This window comes from Deinococcus sp. AB2017081 (genome assembly GCF_034440735.1).
Taxonomy (GTDB): Bacteria; Deinococcota; Deinococci; order Deinococcales; family Deinococcaceae; genus Deinococcus; species Deinococcus rufus.
Window position 1 is genome coordinate 3,536,396 of the sequence record NZ_CP140098.1, and the last position, 17,994, is coordinate 3,554,389.

17 protein-coding genes are annotated in these 17,994 nt (G+C 67.5%); 10 read left to right on the forward strand and 7 right to left on the reverse strand.

Annotation, left to right across the window (positions count from 1 at the left end; all coding sequences use genetic code 11):
- Positions 1 to 89 precede the first annotated feature (89 nt).
- Positions 90 to 485 (reverse strand): VOC family protein, encoded by a 396-nt coding sequence (locus U2P90_RS17250; protein WP_322473095.1) that lies wholly within the window; start codon positions 483 to 485, stop codon positions 90 to 92.
- Between the two features lie 85 nt (positions 486 to 570).
- Here U2P90_RS17250 and U2P90_RS17255 point away from each other — a divergent pair, with 85 nt between their 5' ends.
- Positions 571 to 1,188: a TetR/AcrR family transcriptional regulator gene (locus U2P90_RS17255; RefSeq protein ID WP_322473096.1), complete on the forward strand. Its 618-nt coding sequence runs from the start codon at positions 571 to 573 to the stop codon at positions 1,186 to 1,188.
- A 194-nt stretch (positions 1,189 to 1,382) separates the two neighbouring features.
- Here the strand turns inward: U2P90_RS17255 and U2P90_RS17260 are convergent, their stop codons facing one another.
- Together U2P90_RS17260 and dnaE are read right to left on the reverse strand one after the other, a co-directional pair.
- Positions 1,383 to 2,069 carry a RusA family crossover junction endodeoxyribonuclease gene (locus U2P90_RS17260; protein ID WP_322473097.1) on the reverse strand — a complete coding sequence of 229 codons (687 nt, stop codon included), beginning with the start codon at positions 2,067 to 2,069 and terminating at the stop codon, positions 1,383 to 1,385.
- Complete coding sequence (gene dnaE / locus U2P90_RS17265; protein ID WP_322473098.1) at positions 2,030 to 6,028, reverse strand: DNA polymerase III subunit alpha; 3,999 nt, start codon at positions 6,026 to 6,028, stop codon at positions 2,030 to 2,032. Before dnaE ends, U2P90_RS17260 begins: the two co-directional genes overlap by 40 nt.
- A gap of 140 nt (positions 6,029 to 6,168) precedes the next feature.
- Here dnaE and U2P90_RS17270 point away from each other — a divergent pair, with 140 nt between their 5' ends.
- The 8 genes from U2P90_RS17270 (at position 6,169) to ubiE (ending at position 13,385) form a co-directional block, all read left to right on the forward strand.
- Positions 6,169 to 6,738, forward strand: coding sequence for a PAS domain S-box protein (locus tag U2P90_RS17270; protein WP_295821774.1), 570 nt, complete (start codon positions 6,169 to 6,171; stop codon positions 6,736 to 6,738).
- A gap of 83 nt (positions 6,739 to 6,821) precedes the next feature.
- Complete coding sequence (lpdA, locus tag U2P90_RS17275; RefSeq protein WP_322473099.1) at positions 6,822 to 8,225, forward strand: dihydrolipoyl dehydrogenase; 1,404 nt, start codon at positions 6,822 to 6,824, stop codon at positions 8,223 to 8,225.
- 327 nt (positions 8,226 to 8,552) lie between these two features.
- Complete coding sequence (locus U2P90_RS17280) at positions 8,553 to 9,245, forward strand: hypothetical protein (protein WP_322473100.1); 693 nt, start codon at positions 8,553 to 8,555, stop codon at positions 9,243 to 9,245.
- Positions 9,242 to 9,874, forward strand: a complete 633-nt coding sequence (locus U2P90_RS17285) for a hypothetical protein (RefSeq protein WP_322473101.1) — start codon at positions 9,242 to 9,244, stop codon at positions 9,872 to 9,874. Before U2P90_RS17280 ends, U2P90_RS17285 begins: the two co-directional genes overlap by 4 nt.
- An 83-nt stretch (positions 9,875 to 9,957) precedes the next feature.
- Complete coding sequence (locus U2P90_RS17290; protein WP_322473102.1) at positions 9,958 to 10,986, forward strand: Atu2307/SP_0267 family LLM class monooxygenase; 1,029 nt, start codon at positions 9,958 to 9,960, stop codon at positions 10,984 to 10,986.
- A 59-nt stretch (positions 10,987 to 11,045) separates the two neighbouring features.
- Positions 11,046 to 12,233, forward strand: a complete 1,188-nt coding sequence (locus U2P90_RS17295; RefSeq protein WP_322473103.1) for a BioF/Kbl family PLP-dependent acyltransferase — start codon at positions 11,046 to 11,048, stop codon at positions 12,231 to 12,233.
- A gap of 44 nt (positions 12,234 to 12,277) precedes the next feature.
- Positions 12,278 to 12,622, forward strand: a complete 345-nt coding sequence (locus U2P90_RS17300; protein WP_322473104.1) for a GNAT family N-acetyltransferase — start codon at positions 12,278 to 12,280, stop codon at positions 12,620 to 12,622.
- A 43-nt stretch (positions 12,623 to 12,665) separates the two neighbouring features.
- On the forward strand, positions 12,666 to 13,385 hold the full coding sequence (gene ubiE / locus U2P90_RS17305; RefSeq protein WP_295821758.1) for a bifunctional demethylmenaquinone methyltransferase/2-methoxy-6-polyprenyl-1,4-benzoquinol methylase UbiE: 720 nt from the start codon (positions 12,666 to 12,668) through the stop codon (positions 13,383 to 13,385).
- Between the two features lie 63 nt (positions 13,386 to 13,448).
- Here the strand turns inward: ubiE and U2P90_RS17310 are convergent, their stop codons facing one another.
- From U2P90_RS17310 to U2P90_RS17325, 4 genes are all read right to left on the reverse strand, one after another.
- The gene (locus U2P90_RS17310; RefSeq protein WP_322473105.1) at positions 13,449 to 14,114 is read right to left on the reverse strand and encodes a c-type cytochrome; all 666 of its coding nucleotides are present in this window, start codon (positions 14,112 to 14,114) and stop codon (positions 13,449 to 13,451) included.
- Between the two features lie 76 nt (positions 14,115 to 14,190).
- Positions 14,191 to 14,565, reverse strand: coding sequence for an MGMT family protein (locus U2P90_RS17315; protein ID WP_295821753.1), 375 nt, complete (start codon positions 14,563 to 14,565; stop codon positions 14,191 to 14,193).
- On the reverse strand, positions 14,555 to 16,339 hold the full coding sequence (locus U2P90_RS17320) for an N-acetylmuramoyl-L-alanine amidase (protein WP_322473106.1): 1,785 nt from the start codon (positions 16,337 to 16,339) through the stop codon (positions 14,555 to 14,557). Before U2P90_RS17320 ends, U2P90_RS17315 begins: the two co-directional genes overlap by 11 nt.
- A gap of 215 nt (positions 16,340 to 16,554) precedes the next feature.
- A complete protein-coding gene (locus U2P90_RS17325; RefSeq protein ID WP_322473107.1) occupies positions 16,555 to 17,394 on the reverse strand; it encodes a peptidoglycan-binding domain-containing protein in 840 nt (279 codons plus the stop codon).
- Positions 17,395 to 17,510: 116 nt separating this feature from the next.
- Between U2P90_RS17325 and U2P90_RS17330 the strand changes: the two genes are divergently transcribed.
- Positions 17,511 to 17,783 (forward strand): hypothetical protein, encoded by a 273-nt coding sequence (locus U2P90_RS17330; RefSeq protein ID WP_322473108.1) that lies wholly within the window; start codon positions 17,511 to 17,513, stop codon positions 17,781 to 17,783.
- Positions 17,784 to 17,994 lie beyond the last annotated feature (211 nt).

Sequence of the window (17,994 nt, forward strand, 5' to 3'; positions counted from 1 at the left end):
CAAGGTCGAGGTCACGCACCGGTGCGACGAAGAGATACCGCTTCGCCTGTAGCCAGTGTCAAGGTGCGGTGGCTGACGCGCCTGACGACTCACGCCCCGAATTTCTGTCGGGCCTGCTCGGTCACGGGGGTGAACAGGTTGAGCAGGTGGCCGTCGGGATCGCGGAAAATGATGGAACGGTTGCCCCACGGTTGCGTGGTGGGCTCCATGACGTACTCGCCTACCAGGGGTTTGAGGCGTTCGTATTCATGGTCGACATCATCCACCAGAAGTTCAAGGAGGGGGCTGCAGTTGTCGGTGTGCAGTGGACCGTCACTGAACACCGGCATGGTGCGGCGACTGCCGATCGCCACGGTGAAGGTAGGCGTGACCAGTTCAGCAAAGTGGTCGTTCGCCCACCGGGCCCTGAGACCCGTGACGGTTTCGTAGAACGGCACCATGCGCCTGATATCGTCGGTAATAATTCGCAGTGAAGCGACTTTCATACGATCCTCCAGCGGGGATACGGTTCATCGGGGCGCGTACGATACGCTACGGTAGCGTAGTGTTTGAGGAGGTGAGAATCAAGGCATGGCACAACCACCTCCCGTCATCTCCCCCAGTTCGCCCCCGCCGGATCGCAGCGCCACAAACCCGCGCGTTCAGCGGTCTCGCACCACCATCCTGGCCACCACACTGGATCTGCTGACCGAAAGCGGCCTAGGTGGCGTCAGCATCGATGAGGTCTCCCGCCGCTCCGGGATCGCCAAGACCACCATCTACCGCCACTGGCCCACGCGCGCCGACCTGCTGACCGACGCCTGCGCCCAGCTCATCGACCGCCAGGACATCCCCGACACCGGCGACGTGCGCCGCGACCTGACCACGCAACTCACGACCCTGGCGCATCTGCTGACCACCGCACGGTGGTCCACCGTGCTGCCCTCGGTCATTGACGCCGCCGAACGTGACCCCGGCATTGCCGACATCCTGAGCCGCATCCAGCGCGGCCATATGGCTCCCTTCCGGGAAATCATGACGCGGGCCAGGACACGCGGCGAACTGCCCCCAGACGCCGATCACAGCGCACTGACCGCCCAACTGATGGGGCCACTGTTCTACCGTCGCTGGTTCACGCGTGAACCGCTGGATGACGCTTTCGTGCAGATGGTCATCGACACTGTGTTGGGCCGCCAGAGCACCCAGTAAACGTCGGGATCTGGGAAAAACCTGACCGCGAATCAAGACCCGCCTGACTGCGGGCAGCTGCGTAGCGAACCTGAAGGTGGAGGACTGGACGCAGTAACCGCCCCACGCCCCTGCCCCAGCCCACCCGCACAAGCGCCGGCATGGGCAGATCCATGACATGTTGCGAGGATAGAGAATTTGAAGCAACTGTTATTTCAAAGATAATCTTCTATCTTTAGTTCTGGCATTCCTCCCCAGCTATGAATCATCTTATTTGCAGCGACGTTTGAATTATCGTTTAAGCTTGAATTTGCAATGCGGATCAGGATGTACTCTTCATCCCCTGAATGATCTAGCCTAGCCACGCTAAGATGAACAACACGTCCATCATCTTCTATGACGATGTTCTTGAGTGAGTCCAAAAGCATTTTTGACAAGTTATCCACATCTTTTTTCGGTCTTGATAAACTACAGACAAAAATTACAGATATGCAGACATCACCATTAAATTTCTCAAAAGACATCTGACTCTTGAATCTATGTCTTATTGCACTCCTGAATGCTTTTTTCTTTGCGGAATTTAAATATTGATAAGATTCTGGTTTAATTCTGAGAGGAAGGTTTACGATGGGAGCCGAAGAGTTGCAAATCTGGCAGTGAGTCTGGGATAAAATACTGGCTTTTTGGCTTAAATTTACATATGCAGAGGCAGTCAGAATCGGTCGTTTGTAAAAAATATTAAAACTTCCATGATTCTTATTCAGCCAAGCAGAGCCTAACTCCTCTTCCCAAGATAGCCCTGTGGAATCCTCATAGAGTTTCCTCAAATCCTGAGCAGAGAGTAGTTGTATCTCTTCTAAATTCAAGCCCGCATCCCCCCACCCTGCTGCTTGTTCATCCACGCCGGGGGCTTCGGCGCGAAGCGGCCCAGGATGGTCTGCTGGTCATAGGCCAGATACGCGTCCGCCCAGGGGAAGGTCTGGTTCAGCACGCGGATGGCGTCGGGGCTGCCCATGCCGTGGTCGAGCTGGTAGATCACGAACTGCTCGGGGGTCTCCAGGCGCAGGTATGTGGGCATGCTGCCCGCGTGTTCGTCCAGCACACTCTGGAACTCGCCCACGGCGTCGGGGCTGGCAGTTTCCAGGTCGATGGTCACGTACATGACCTTGGGGACTTCCGCGAGTTGTTCGATGCTGACGAGTTCCTCGGCGATGGCGCGCAGGCCGCCGTCCTCGCTTTCCAGTTCGACGATGACGAGGGCGGGCGTGTCGTTCACCAGCTTGTCCTGGATGCGGTCGTAGGCGCGGGAGAACGCGACCAGTTCCGTCTGGCCGGATTCGTCGGCCAGGATGAAGCGGGCCATCATGCCCCCGGACTTGGTGGGCTTCTTGACGACTGACTCGACCATGCCCGCCAGGACGGCCTTGATGCGCTTGCCGGGCGCGACGTTCTGCGTCTGGAACCACGTGTCCAGATCGCTGATGCGGCAGCTGGCGGCCTCGCGCAGGCCCTCATGCTGCTCCAGGGGGTGCCCGCTGATGTACAGGCCCAGGGCGTCCTTCTCGATGGACAGGCGTTCGAGGTCGGTGTAGCCGGTGACGTTCTGTTTCAGGCCGGGTTCCGGGGCGACCTCCTGCGCGCCGAACAGGGCGTCCATGCCGCTGTTCGCCAGCGCCGCGGCCCCCTGCGCCCACGTCATGGCTTCTTCCAGGCTCTCGGTGAGCTGCTTTCTCTCGCCGAAGGCGTCGAAGGCCCCGGATTTGATCAGGCTTTCCATGGCCTTGCGGTTGCAGACCTTGTTGCCCAGGCGCGAGCAGAAGTCCGCCAGCGACCTGTAGCGCCCGGCGCGTTCGCGTTCCTCCAGGATCTTCAGCACCGCGTTCTCGCCGAGGCCCTTGATGGCGTACAGGCCGAACAGGATCTCCTCGCCCTGCACCGCGAAGTCCGCGGCCGAGCGGTTGATGTCCGGCGGCAGCACGCGCACGTCCATCTTGCGGGCATCGCTGATGTATTCGGCGACCTTGTCGCTGTCCTTGCGCTCGACGGTCAGCAGCGCGGCCATGAACTCGACCGGATAGTTCGCCTTGAGCCACGCGGTCTGGTACGTGATGACGCCGTACGCGGCCGAGTGCGACTTGTTGAAGCCGTAGTTCGCGAAGGCGTCCAGCAGGTCGAAGAGCTTGTTCGCCTCGTCCTTCGGAACGTTATTCCCTTTCGCACCTTCCACGAACAGGTCGCGTTGCCTGGCCATCTCGGCCACGTCCTTCTTGCCCATCGCGCGGCGCAGCAGGTCGGCCCCGCCCAGCGAGAACCCGGCGACCTCAGAGGCGATCTGCATGATCTGTTCCTGGTACACGGGAATGCCGTACGTCTCGGCGAGGATCTTCTCCAGGTACTTCGCGCTGGTGGGGAAGCCGTCGCGGACGTAGTCCACCTCCTCCAGGCCGTGGTGGCGGCGGACGTAGGTGGGGATGTTCTCCATGGGGCCCGGGCGGTACAGGGCCGAGAGGGCGATGATGTCGGCCAGACGCCGGGGCTTGAGGCGGCGGCTGGCGTCGGCGATGCCCGCGCCTTCGAGCTGGAACACGCCCTTGGTGTCGCCGCGGCTCATCAGGTCGTACGTGATCCTGTCGTCGAAGGGGATGGTGTCGAAGTCGATGTCGACGTTCTTCGACTCGCGCATGATCCGCCTGGCTTCATCGAGGAACGACAGGGTGCGCAGCCCCAGGAAGTCCATCTTGATCAGGCCGATGTCCTCGACGGCCTTCATGTCGTACTGGCAGACCATGCCCGCGCCGCTCGTGTCGCGCATGACCGGCACGAGGTCCGTGAGCTGCGTCTTGCCGATGACCACCCCGGCGGCGTGCACGGAGGCGTGGCGGGTCAGACCCTCCAGTTGCTGCGCGAACTCGTACGCCTTGAGGAGTTCGGCGTCCTCGGCGAGGTACTGCTGGATGTCCGGCACGCTGTCACGGGCCTGTTCCAGCGAGTAGCTCTTGCCGAACTTGATGGGAATGAGCTTGGAGACCTTGTCGACCTTGGCGTACTCCAGGCCCATGACGCGCGCCACGTCCTTCAGGCACGCCTTGCTGGCCATCGTCCCGAAGGTGGCGATCTGCGCGACCTTGTCCTCGCCGTACTTGTCCTGCACGTACTGGATCACTTCCGTGCGGCGGGCGTCGTTGAAGTCGATGTCGAAGTCCGGCATGGAGATGCGGTCGGGGTTCAGGAAGCGCTCGAACAGCAGCTCGAACTCGAGGGGATCGAGGTTCGTGATCCGCATGGCGTACGCCACCAGCGAGCCTGCGCCCGACCCGCGCCCCGGCCCCACGCTGATGCCCTGATCCTTCGCCCAGTTGATGTAGTCCGCGACGATCAGGAAGTAGTCGGGGAAGCCCATGTTGTTGATGACGCTCAGCTCGTACTCGGCGCGGCGCAGCAGCACCAGCGCGTGCGTGTGGTGCGCGCGGCAGGTGGTCTCCTCCTCGCTGCCGGGGTCGAGCTGGATGGCCGTGTCGCTGGCTTCCCCCTTGCTGCGCTGCCAGTCGGTGCACGCGTAGTCCGGCAGAGGGCCGCTCTCGGCTCCGGCCTCCATGACCTCCAGCGCAGGGTATTTGGTGTACTTCTCACCGGCGGCCTTGCCGCGCGCCTCCCACTCGCTGCCCAGGAACGCCACGAGGACGAGCAGGGTGTCGAGGTCACAACTTCTGGCGTCGCAGCCGTCCGTGCGCCGCGTGACCCGCTCGCGCTCCTCCGGCTCCAGCGCGGCCAGCGAGCGGGTCGCGTACTCGCGCAGCAGCGCCTCGGTGACGTGGTGCGGGTAGCGCCGCAGGCTCCCGGCGTACGTCTGCACGCGCAGTTCCTCGGCCATGGTGCGGCCTTCCGGGATCGGCAGGGCGGGCATCTGGTACACGCGCTTCTTGCCGACCGGCAACTCGACGTTGCACATGTCGGCCACGAGCGAGGTGTTGTCGAAGACCTCCGCGCCCCACTCCGCGAGCGGCAGGGCGCGCTGCATCTCCTCCAGATCCTTCACGTAGAACTCGTCGCACGGGAACTTGAAGCGGTTCTCGTCGGCCAGCGTGGCCTTCGTCTGGATGGCGAGCAGCGTCTCGTGCGCGGTCGCGTCGGTCTTCTTCACGTAGTGCCCGTCGTTCGTGGCGACCATGCCGATGCCCAGCTCGTTCGCCCAGGCCTTCAGGATGGGGTTGTTGCGCTTCTGCTCGGGCAGCCCGTGATCCTGGATCTCGATGAAATAATTCTCGCCGAAGAGCTCGCGGTACCACAGCAGGCGCTTTTTGGCGTCGTCCTCGCGGCCCTGCAGGAGCAGCTGCTGGACTTCACTGCCCAGGCAGCCACTGAACGCGATCACACCCTTGTGGTGCTCGCGCAGCAGTTCGTGGTCGATACGGGGCTTGTAGTAGTAGCCCTCGGTGTACCCGCGGCTGCTCAGGCGGCACAGGTTCTGGTAACCCTCGAAGTCGCGGGCGAGCAGCGTCAGGTGGAAGATGCCCTTCTCGCCGTCCTGGCCGCGGGTGCGGTCGCGGCGCGTGCCCTCGCCTGGCACCACGTAGGCCTCGTAGCCGATGATCGGCTTGACGCCCATGCCGGTCGCGTAGTTGTAGAAGTGCACCGCGCCGTGCATGTTCCCGTGGTCGGTCATGGCCAGGGCAGGCGTGCAGCCCTCGGGCGTGACCTCCTTGGCCCACTTCAGGAGTTCCTTGAGCTTGGCCGCGCCGTCAAGCAGCGAGTACTGGGTGTGCTGGTGCAGGTGCGCGAACTTGGTGGGCTTGCAGCAGGAGCCGTCGGGCAGGTGGATGTGCGGCCCGGTCTGGGGGGCGGTCGGCTCGGGCGCGGTCATGCCCACAGGATAGGGCGGCGCCGGCCCCGCCGCTGTGACGGGCGGGCTTGACGCCCAGACGGACTGGAGCGGGAACCACCCGCCGGGTTGTTCAAGGCTGACGTAAGGACAATGTCAGTGCCGAAGATGAGAATGAGAGAATGAGGCCAGGTCAGTTCGAGCTCAGATGGGCCTATGTGCTCTTCGGGCTGCTGATCCTCGACAGCTTTCTGGTCGCCCTGCTCGTGCCGCGCCCGGCCGCATACTGGGTGCTGCTGCCGCTGCTGGGCGTGCAGGGACTCGCTTTCTGGCTGGCCCAGCGTGTGATCCGCGTGGTGCGCGGCTACCGCCTGCTGCAGGAGTCCTACGCGCAGGAACTTGACTTCGCGCGGCAGGTCATGGAGAGCGTCGAGCACGGTCTGACCGTGCTGGACAGCAGTGGGCGCTTCGTGTACGTGAACCGCGCCTACGCCGCGCTGCTGGGCCGCCCCGCCGCCGAGATCGTGGGACGCTCGCCCTTCGACTTCACGGTGGCCGAGGACCACACGCACCTGACACAGGCACGGGACGCCCGGCGGGAAGGCCGGAGCAACACCTACCGCACCCGCCTGCGCCGTGCCGACGGCAGCGAGGTCGAGGTGCAGATCACCGGTACACCCAGGCTGCACCAGGGCCGCATGGTGGGCAACTTCGCGGCGATCGTGCCGGTGTCGCAGCTCAGCCCGAACTGACCAGCCCCACTTGTGAATCCCCCGTGTCCGGCTATGGCGGCAGGTCAGTGACGGCTCACCAGGGCCGGCGGTAGACTGCGTCCATGACGACATCCTATGACTACGACGTGCTCGTGATCGGTGCTGGGCCCGGCGGATACCACGCCGCGATCCGCGCCGCGCAGCTGGGCCTGAAGGTCGCCTGCGCCGAGCGCGAGGCCGTGGGCGGCGTGTGCCTGAATGTCGGGTGCATTCCCACCAAGGCGCTGCTGCACGCCGGAGAACAGATCGCCGCCGCCCGCCATGCCGCCGATTTCGGCCTGACCTTCGGCGAGCAGAAGCTCGACATCGCCAAACTGAACGGCTGGAAGGACGGCATCGTCAAGAAGCTGACCGGCGGCGTGGGCGCGCTGTTCAAGGCCAACAAGGTCACGCACCTGATCGGGCAGGCCAGTTTTGTCGATGACCACACGGTCAAGGTCGGGGACAAGACCTACACCGCCGCGAACTTCATCATCGCCACCGGCTCCGAACCCGCGAAACTGCCGGGCCTGGACGTCGACCAGATCCACATCGTGGACTCCACCGGCGCGCTGGTCGTGCCCGATCCGGTGCCCGCGCGGATGCTGTGCGTGGGCGGCGGCGTGATCGGCTTCGAGTTCTCGCACGTGTACAACAACATGGGCAGCAAGGTGAAGGTCATCGAGTTCCTGCCCAACGTGATTCCGGGCGCGGACGCCGACGCCGTCAAGGAATTTTCCAAGATCATGAAGAAGCAGGGCATCGAGATCGCCGTGCAGACCAAGGCCAACAAGGCCGAGAAGAAGGCCGACGGCATCCACGTCGAGCTGGAGGACGTGAAGACCGGCGCGAAGACCACGGAGGTCTTCGACCGCGTGCTGGTCGCCGTGGGGCGCCGTCCCCGCACCGACGGCCTGAACGCCCAGGCGGCCGGCGTGCACGTGACCGACCGGGGCTTCATTCCCGCCGACACGAAGCAGCGCAGCAACGTGCCCCACATCTACGTGGTGGGCGACGTGGCGAGCAACCCCATGCTGGCCCACAAGGCCATGAAGGAAGGTCTGGTCGCCGCCGAGGTCATTGCCGGCAAGCCCGCCGAGCAGGACGCCGTCGCCATTCCCGGCGTCGTGTACACCAGCCCCGAGCTGGCGTGGGTGGGCCTGACCGAGCAGGAGGCGAAGGACAAGGGCTACACGGTCAAGACCGGTGTGTTCCCCCTGTCGGCCTCGGGCCGCGCCATGACCCTCCAAGCCACCGACGGCTTCGTGAAGATGGTCGTGGAGGCCGACACCGATCTGCTGCTGGGCGTCCACATCGTGGGGCCCCACGCCTCTGACCTGCTGGGCGAGGCCGGCCTGGCCCTGGAGATGGCCGCGACCGCCAGCGACATCGCCCTGACCATCCACGCCCACCCGACCCTGGGCGAGAGCGTGCTGGAGGCCGCCGAGGCAGTGCACAAGCAGGCGATTCATATTATGAACCGGTAATCGCCGCCCGTCAGGGCCAAGCGGAGCGAGAAGCGGATGAACCCCCGAGCCGCCCCGGGGGTTTTATGCCACGCCCACAGGGCGGCGAGCGGAGCGAGTAGGCAATGAAGGCGCAGGCCGCCCTGCGCCGCAAGGTCATCGACTCCCGGAGGGCCGAGCAAAGCGAGAAGCGATTGAACCCCCAGGGCGGCCCTGGGGGTCTGCCCTCTGCCCGTTTCCCCCGCTCCGTCAGCTTCCGGTCAGTTCCGCTCATCTGCAGCACGGGGGTTTGTGAGACGCCTGTACTGTGGTCATGTGAACACATCCAATGGTGCAAGGACGGTGAGGGTGGCAGGCACGGGCGTGGCGCTGCTGACCCTGCTGACGGCATGCCCACGCCCCTACCCGCCGTACGTGCCGCCGGTGACACTGAACTTCCAGTTCCCGGCGACGCCGGTCACGCCGGATCTGCGGCTGGCCGCGTTCTACTTCGAGCAGGACAGTCCAGAGGTCACGGCGAAGGCGAAGCTCCTGGGCACGGGCTACCTGAGCACGTACAACACCACGACCCTCAGCACGGGCACGATCAGCATGGACGGCTCCGCCCTGAACGCGCTGAAGACCAACGCGAAGTGCGTGCTGCCGTTCAAGGGCGGCGAGACGACCGGCATGCAGAACGTGGTGGTCACGCCGGACACCGTGAAGACCTGCAACGTCTACTTCTCGCTGTTCCGCGATACGAACGGCAACAGCCTGCCGGAGACCACCGAGGAACTGCACAGGACACACGACCTCTACAGCTACGCGAGCAGCGCCTTCACGTACTCGTTCACGAGCCCCGACAGCCGCTCGGCCGAGACGGGATCGCGCGTGGCCGGGTGGAGCGTGGTGCGCCACGAGGTGCTGCAGCCCAGCGACACGCCGAACCGCTTCGTGGTGACCATGAATTCCGTGCCGGCGGCAGACGAGGCCATCGCCATCCGCCTGCACCCGGACAGTGACCGCCTGACGAGCATGGGCGCGAACGGAGGCCTGAAATGAAGCGGAGACTGATGACCGGTCTGCTGGGCCTGCTGCCCCTGGGCCTGATCGCGTGTGGAGCGGCCACGACGGGCACGCCGGACGGTGGACGGCCCCCATTGCCCACCGGGGCTGAGGTGCGCTTCCCCGCCGCCCCCGCGAACGCCTACCTGACCCTGCTCACCGAGGGCGGCCAGAGCGTGTATCAGATCAGCGTGGGCGTCGGCAAGACCTCGGCCGAGGTCGATCCGGCCCGCTGGACGGCGACGTCGGCGCAGGCCGTGGCGGTCGAGACACTGATCCCGGCGGGCACGACCGCTGCACCGACGGTCAGCGCCGCCGGCACGAAGGTGCTGCTGCTGCACTGGCTGATGTGGCGCGACGCCAACACCAACGGCACCCGCGACGCCGGCGAGGAGCTGGCCCTGCTGAGCCACGACCGCGTGGCCTACGCCAGCGCCGACGTGACCGTGGACTTCACGACGACCACGCCCAACATGCACCAGACCTGGACGCTGAAGAGCGGCTGGTCACGCGCCGAGCACTACGTCTACCTGCCGCGTGACACGGCCACGTACCAGCGGACGCTGAGCAGTTCGTCCCTGAACCGGACGACCCTGCACCTGCCGACGCCGGTGACCAGCCAGTAACCTTCACCACACGGGCCGGGAACCTCCACATGGAGGTTCCCGGCCCACAGCTTTTCTTTTCCAATTGGTTTATATTCCGAAGTATGGAACTGGGAATCGACAGCTTTGCCGCCGTGGTGTCCGACCCGCTGACCGGGGTGACGCTGTCGCCCGCCGACCGGCTGGCGAACCTGCTGGAGGAGATCGAGGTGGCCGATGCGAGCGGCGTGCAGTCCTTCGGGGTGGGCGAGCACCACCGACCGGAATATCTGGATTCTGCGCCGGGCATGATCCTGGCAGCCGCGGCGGCGCGGACGACCCGGATCCGGCTCAACAGCGCCGTGACGGTGCTGAGCGCGGATGACCCGGTGCGCGTGTTCCAGCAGTACGCGACGCTGGATCTGCTGTCGCGCGGGCGGGCCGAGCTGGTCGTGGGGCGCGGGTCGTTCGTCGAGGCGTACCCGCTGTTCGGGCTGAATACGCAGGACTACGACTCGCTGTTTCAGGAAAAGCTGGAGCTGCTGCTGCGCCTGCGGGAGGAGACCCACGTGCACTGGTCGGGCCGGCACCGCGCCCCGCTGAGGGGGCAGGGCGTCTACCCGCGCCCGTATCAGGAGCGGCTGCCGGTGTGGGTGGGCGTGGGCGGCACACCGGAGTCCTTCGTGCGGGCGGGCCTGCTGGGCCTGCCACTGATGGTGGCGGTCATCGGCGGGGCGTTCGAGCACTTCCGGCCTCTGGTGGATCTGTACCGCAAGGCCGGAGCGCAGGCCGGGCACGCCCCTGAGTCGCTGCGCGTGGGTGTTCACGCCTTCGGCTTCGTGGCCGACAGCGACGCCCAGGCCCGGGACGCTTTCTGGCCGGGCTACGCACGGATGCTGGAGACCCTGGGACGCGAGCGGGGCTGGGCACCGCCGAACCGGGCCCAGTTCGACGCCGCGTGCGGGCCACGGGGGCCGTACCTGATCGGTGCACCGGACACCGTGGCCGCGAAGGTGCGGCACGTGCACGGCGCGCTGGGCGGAGTGGATCGCCTGACCTTCCAGATGACGAACGTGCTGATGCCGCACGCCCAGATGCTGCGTTCCGTGACCCTGCTGGGCACGCAGGTCGCGCCGCAGGTGCAGACGCTGTAGCGGGCGACTCCGTCTCCGCTCCACGGACGCGCCCGGCCCTCCGACCCTACACTGCCCGTATGTCCACGAGTCTGCACGACCGTCTGAATGCCGAGCTGGGCAGCCTGCGCGCGAGCGGGCTGCTGATCCACCCACGGGTGCTGGACAGCGCCAGCCGTGCCCGCACGCGGGTCGACGGGCGCGAGGTCGTGAACCTGGCGAGCAACAACTACCTGGGCTTTGCCGATCATCCGGCGCTGAAAGCGCGGGCTGCTGAATATCTGGAGAAGTGGGGTGCGGGAGCCGGCGCGGTGCGAACCATCGCGGGCACCCTGCGGATTCACGAGGACTTCGAGGCCCAGATCGCGGCCTTCAAGCACACGGGCAGCGCCCTGGTGCTGCACAGCGGCTTCACCACCAACCAGGGTGTGCTGGGAGCGCTGCTGAAAGAGGGCGACCTCGTGATCAGCGACGAACTGAACCACGCCAGCATCATCGACGGCCTGCGGCTGACCAAGGCGACCAAGAAGGTCTACAGGCACGCCGATCCGGCCGATCTGGAACGCCTGCTGAAGGAACACGACACGGACGGCCTGAAGCTGGTCGTGACGGACGGCGTCTTTTCCATGGACGGCGACGTGGCCCCGCTGGACAGGCTGGTCGAGGTCGCCCGGCGCTACGGCGCGGTCACGTACGTGGACGACGCCCACGGCAGCGGCGTCATGGGGGCCCAGGGACGCGGCACCGTCCACCACTTCGGCTTCGAGTACGCCGACGACGTGATCCAGGTGGGCACGCTGAGCAAGGCGTGGGGCGGGGTGGGCGGCTACGCGGCCGGGCATGCCAGCCTGCGGGAACTGCTGATCAACCGGGCCCGCCCGTATCTCTTCAGCACCGCGCAGGCCCCCGCAACGGTCGGGGCGCTCAGTGCCGCGCTGGAGGAGGTGCAGCGCGACCCCACATTGATGGAGCGCCTGTGGGACAACACGCGCTCCTTCAAGGCCGAGCTGAAGTCCCTGGGCTTCGACACCTTCGGCAGCACCACGCCGATCACGCCCGTCATCTTCGGCGAGGCCACCGCCGCCTTCGAGGCCAGCCGCCTGCTGTTCGACCGGGGCGTGTTTGCCGTCGGCCTGGGCTTCCCCACGGTGCCGCGCGACCTGGCCCGGATCCGCAACATCGTGACCGCCGAGCACACGAAGGATGACCTCGATCACGCCCTCCAGGCCTATGCCGAGGTCGGGCGGGCGCTGGGGATCATCTCCTGACCACATACCGCGTCCGCGAGTGGCCCGATCTGGCGGCACTGGGTGTGCTGCGGCAGGCCGCATGGGGCGGCAGCGCCGACGGAACGTGGTGGGGGCCGGTGCTGGAGCGCAGCCTGACGTGGATCACCGCCCACGACGGGGACGTGCTGGTGGGCTTCGTGAACGTGGCATGGGACGGCGGCGTGCACGCCTTCCTGCTGGACACGACCGTGCATCCGCAGTGGCAGCGGCGCGGGATCGGCGTGCAGCTCGTGCAGCGGGCCGCAGAGGCCGCACGCGCACACGGCGGCCTGGAGTGGCTGCACGTGGACTTCGAGCCGCACCTGACGGACTTCTACGCCGCGTGTGGCTTCATCCCCACCCCGGCGGGCCTGCTGAGACTGGCGTAGGGCGTCCGGTCTGTCCCGGCCTGCGCCGTCTATCATCGGGGTCATGACGAACCGGCCGCCCGTGGGCGACAAGCAGGACAAGGGCCAGGACGTCCAGGCCATGTTCGCCAGCATCGCGCCCCGTTACGACCTGCTGAACCGGGTGCTCAGCCTGGGGGTGGATCGCGGGTGGCGCCGCGCCGCCGCGCAGGAGGCGCTGGCCCTGAACCCGCAGCGCATTCTGGATGTGGCGACCGGCACCGCCGACTTCGCGCTGGAACTCAAGGCCCGCGCCCCGCAGGTGGCCGTGACCGGCAGCGACTTCGTCCCCGAGATGCTCGCCATCGGCCGCCAGAAGGCTGCCGCCCGGCATCTGGACATCGTGCTGGAAGAAGGGGACGCCCTGGCCCTCCCCTATCCCGACGGCAGTTTCGACACGATCACGTGCGCGTTCGGCTTCCGCAACTTTGCCGACTACGCCCAGGGCCTCGCCGAGTTCTGGCGGGTGCTCGCACCGGGCGGCCGGGTCGTGATCCTGGAGTTTCCGCCCCCACGCCCGGGGCTGCTGGGCAGCGTCTTCCGCGTGTACTTCCAGCATGTCCTGCCGCGCATCGGCGGCCTGATCAGCGGCAATGCCGGGGCCTACACCTACCTGCCCGAGAGCGTCCTGGCCTTCCCCCCGCCCGAGCAGCTCGCCCAGCTCATGCGCGCCACGGGCTTCCGCACCCGCTACCGCCTGTTGACCTTCGGCATCGCGGCGATCCACGTGGGCGACCGGGGGTAGCACAGAGGGGGAAGATGGAACGGCGACGTCCATCTTCCCCCTGCCCCGTGACTGGAGAACCGATCAGTTCAGGGTCTTGATGTACGCGTGCAGGTTCACGACCTGGGCGTCGCTGATCTGGGCCTCGCTGAAACGGGGCATGGCCGCGCTCAGCTGGCGCTCGGGCGTCTTGCCCTCGCGCAGGGTGGCCAGGAACTGGGCGTCCGTCCAGGCCTTGGGGCCGTCAGCGGTCACCAGACTCGGCCCGACCACACCCTGACCGTTTTCGCCGTGGCAGCCCGAGCAGTTGGCCGCGTACACAGTCTGTCCGGCCTGCACGTCGCCCGACGCGCCAGCGGCCGGGGCCGCGCCCTCAGTGGCCGGAGCGGCGGGGGGCGTCGCCCCTTCCCCAGCGGCAGCGCCGGTCGAGGCAGAACCGGACATGGAACTGGACTCGCCGCCCGCGCCGGATTCAGCGTTCGTGCCGGCCGCGCCGCTGGAACCGGATGCCATGTCCGTACCAGCCTCGCCAGCGGTTCCGGACGCACTGTTCGCTCCAGCCTCGGCGTTCGATCCGGCCTGGGCAGGCTCGCCGGCCTCCGCATTCGCGGATGGGGCAGGCGTGGCGGCACGCATCATGATGGGTGTGGCGATCAGCAGGGCCACGCCCAGGATGACACCCAGGGTCACCCCGAGCGCCCAGGACAGCACACTCCCGGCAGTCCAACGGCTGTATGGCGTTCTGTTCATGCCGACCAGCATACGACCGCCCACCGGGAAGCGTGTCCCCCACGGTCTTGACCGTCTCCCTACAGTTCGGCCCGGTCTACCACAGGGGTGCAGGCGGCACGGCGCGATCAGGCGCGTCCTCTGGCCACCATTGCAGGGTGTCCAGATCGCAGCGGCCGGTGTCGTCGAAGGCCACCCCCTCGGCCCGCAGCAGCCCCTCCTGCACCTCACCCACCCCGACCTTGTAGGTACTGATCCGCCCCTGGGCATTGATCACCCGCTGCCACGGCAGTTCCGTGTGGCCCATCAACCCGTTCAGCACCTGCCCGGCCTGCCGCGCTGCGCCGGGAGCCCCGGCCAGCAGGGCCAGTTGGCCGTAGGTCATCACGCGGCCGGGTGGAATGCGGGCGACCAGCGCCAGCACCCGCGCCTGGAAGGTGGCCGGGCCTGCACCCGTCGGTTCAGCGGCCACTGGCGGTGGCCCCGGTCACCAGCGCCTCGCGGATGCCCTGCGCCAGCCCCACGGCGACCCGGTCGAGGTAGTTGGCGTCCTTGAGGTTCAGACCATCCACCGGATGACTCGCGAAGCCGATCTCGACCAGCGCGGCCGGAATGCGGCTGTTCCGCAGCACGGACAGCGACTGGCTGTTCTTCAGGCCCTGGCTGAAGGCCCCGGTGACCGCCACCATGTTGCGCTGGAGCAGCCCGGCCAGCGCCGCCGAGCGTGGATGGTTGGGATTCCACCACGTCTCGATCCCGTAGCCGCGCAGCGCGGTTCTGGCCTCCATGGCGTTCACGTGGATGCTCACGAACAGCTGCGTGCCGGGGGTTCCCAGGGCGGCCCGCTGCTGGAGATCCACCGTCTTGGTGGCGTGCAGTTGCCGGTCGGTGTCGCGGGTGAGCACCACATCCACGCCGGCGGCGCTGAGCAGGTCACGCACCCGCAGGGCGACGTTCAGCGTCACCTCCTTCTCGACGACGCTGCCCACTGCCCCCGGATCGCGGCCACCGTGGCCGGGATCGATCACGACGCGCGGCCTGACGTACGACGGCGTGAGGGCCAGGATCGCCAGACCGCTGGTGGCGGGCACCGGCGGCACGGCCGCGATCACGCGCTGAGCGGGCAGCAGCGGCGTGAGGTCGGCCAGAGCGGGGGACAGGTCGATCACCAGACGTGAACGGTCGCCGCTGGCCGGCGACAGCAGCTGCGCGCGCCACCCACTGCGCGCGCCGGCGGGCGTCCCCGTCTCGAAGGTGACCGCCACGCCGCCCAGGGTGCGCTCGTAGCGCCACGACCGCAGTTCCGGGCTGACCCCGCTCTGTGCCTGTGCCATGGTGTCCACGCCGGTCAGTTCCAGGCGCAGGCCCACGCTGCCCGGGATGATGTGGTACGTGCTGCCGGGCGGCAGATCCAGCACCACACGGGTCTGACCGGGATTCTTGCCAATCCGGGGTGCCCCCAGCAGGGCACCGGGCACCACCCGGCCGGCCACCTGTCCGGTCACGTCGCTGGGCTGGTTCGCGTTCGCACTGGGCAGTGCCGGCGCGGGGGGCAGCGTGGTTCCCGGCCGGGCCGGTGCCACCGAGTCGCCGGGCGGGGCGCTGTCGACCAGATCCGGACCGCTGCCCGCCACCGGGGCCGCCGGGCCAGGCGTGACCACCGCCGCTGGCGTGGCGGCCGACCCGGCCGTGACCGCCGCCGCCGAGGGTGTGCCCCCCAGCGGCGCCTCCAGCACAGCCTGCGCCTCGGGCGTGCTGGGCAGGGCGGCCGCCCGCACCGCGCCGCGCAGGCCCTCCGACGCCCCGCCGCTGAGGGATGCACCGAACTCCATGATCAGGACGCGGGTGCCGGTCGCCAGGGTCGCCTCGCTGGCCCGCCAGCCCTCGGTCATGGACAGCGGGAAGGGCGTGATCAGCGTGACCTGTCCGCCCCCGGCACGGTACTCGGTGACACTGCCCGTGCGCGCCGCCACCGACGGCAGCACCCGCGCACCCTGCACATCCACCCGCAGGCCGGTGAACGTGGGGGTCAGCGTATACGTCACGCCAGCCTGAAGATCGAACACGACCCGCGTGGTGCCGCCCACACTGCTGAAGCGGGGCTGGCCGAAGGTGGCGTTCTGTACCCCGGTCAGGGTCAGGGGCGCCGGGCTGCCGGCCGCGTCCGGCCGTGCCGGCAGGCCAGTCTGGGCCGACCCAGCTCCCAGGAGCAGCGCCGATGAGAGCAGGATGGCAGGTGCCTTCATGGCCACCCATTCTTGCGGTACCGCCCGTGAGAAGCGAGCGGCCGCCCTCACAGTTCCTGCGGCCAGCACACAGGAAACCGCCACACGCAATGAACCTGACATACGTCACTCATACCATCTGCCTTCATGCAGATCCATGACCGCAGCCGCGCCCCATTCCCCGCAGTCCGGGGCACACGGTGGGTGAGTCCGGATGCCGGGGGTGGGAGTGCCGGTCAGGGCGTGCTGGGCGGTGTATACGGCCGCGCACTGGCCGAGAACAGGCGGTTCCACGTCGCCTGGTCGACGCGCCCGGTGACGGGCAGGCCATTGGACTGCTGAAAGGCGCGCACCGTGGCGGCGGTGACCGGCCCGAACCACCCGTCCCCCCGACCGGGCCGGGCCGGACGCATGAGACTGATCAGCCGGTTCTGCACGGCCAGGACGTCCGAGCCGTTCATGCGCGGCGTCGCCACTCCCAGCACCCGCCGGAACGGCACCGGGGCTGCGGTCTCTGCGGCCGGTGCTGACGTGGTCGGCGTCGGGGTGGCGGGTGCTGGGCTGGCGGGCGGTGGGGTGGATGGCACCGGTGCCACGGCGCCCGCCGTGGCCGGCGCGTCTGCCGGCCCACTGCCGGGCACGGGCGTCAGGGTCACGCTGCCGATCTGTGTCCCGGACGCAGGCGCACTGCCGGGCGGCACGTCCACGTACACGAGCGTGCGGGCCCGTCCGTCCGGATCGGGCTGCACGCGCAGGTACACGTAGCCGGCCGGGGTCTTCGTCCAGTTGAACACGCTGACCTGCCCATCCCGGCTGCGCCACACGCCGTACAGGTCGCCGGACAGCGCTGCGCCGAGCGTCACGCGCACCTCCTCGACCGTGCTGGCCACGCCCACGCAGCGCTTGGCCTCGGAGCCGATCTTCACGAAACTCGCCGGGCAGTCCCGGAGCACGCCGTCCAGCACCTGCGCCGCCCGCACCGCCACCCGCTCGATATCGGCGGCCACCGGCACCGCCCGCGCCGGCCCGGCCAGCGGGAGCAGGATCAGGGCACTCAGGGCAAGCGGAACACGCATATGCCGTAGTGGTACCACGCGCCACCTGACGATGGCTGAGTCCGTCGTCACACCGTCCAAAAGGAGGTTCAGCGGCGGGCATGGCGCACTGAAATCTGGGGCGTCACACTCCTGCCATGACCCTGCACGACCCCCGGCGCATCACCGACCCCCACGCGGCCCGCGCCCTGCGCCAGCACCACGCCTTCCTGGGCCTGTTCGTGCAGCCGCAGTCGCCCAGCAGCGTGGCCGGATCGGCCGGCATGGCTGCGAACCTGGCCCACCACCACGCCCGGAAACTGGCCGCCCTGGGCCTGCTGCACGAACAGCGGCGAGGGGAAGGTGCACGACCAGCTCACGGCGCGGGAGTTCCGGGTGCCCAGCACCCTGATCCCGCCACCGGACAGTGAGAACAGCGGGGCTGCGGACGTGACAGCCACCAGCGCCGCTTTGCTGACGGCCTACGAACGTTCATGGACATTCATGCACGACAGCGAGGAGGACTCGTACGGGTTCGTTACAGGAGACCTGCAACCACCGCTGCCCGACCTACCGGATTCGCGCAGCCCCGAAGCACACCTGGCGCATCTCGACAGCGTGACCCTTGGCCCTCTCCAGACC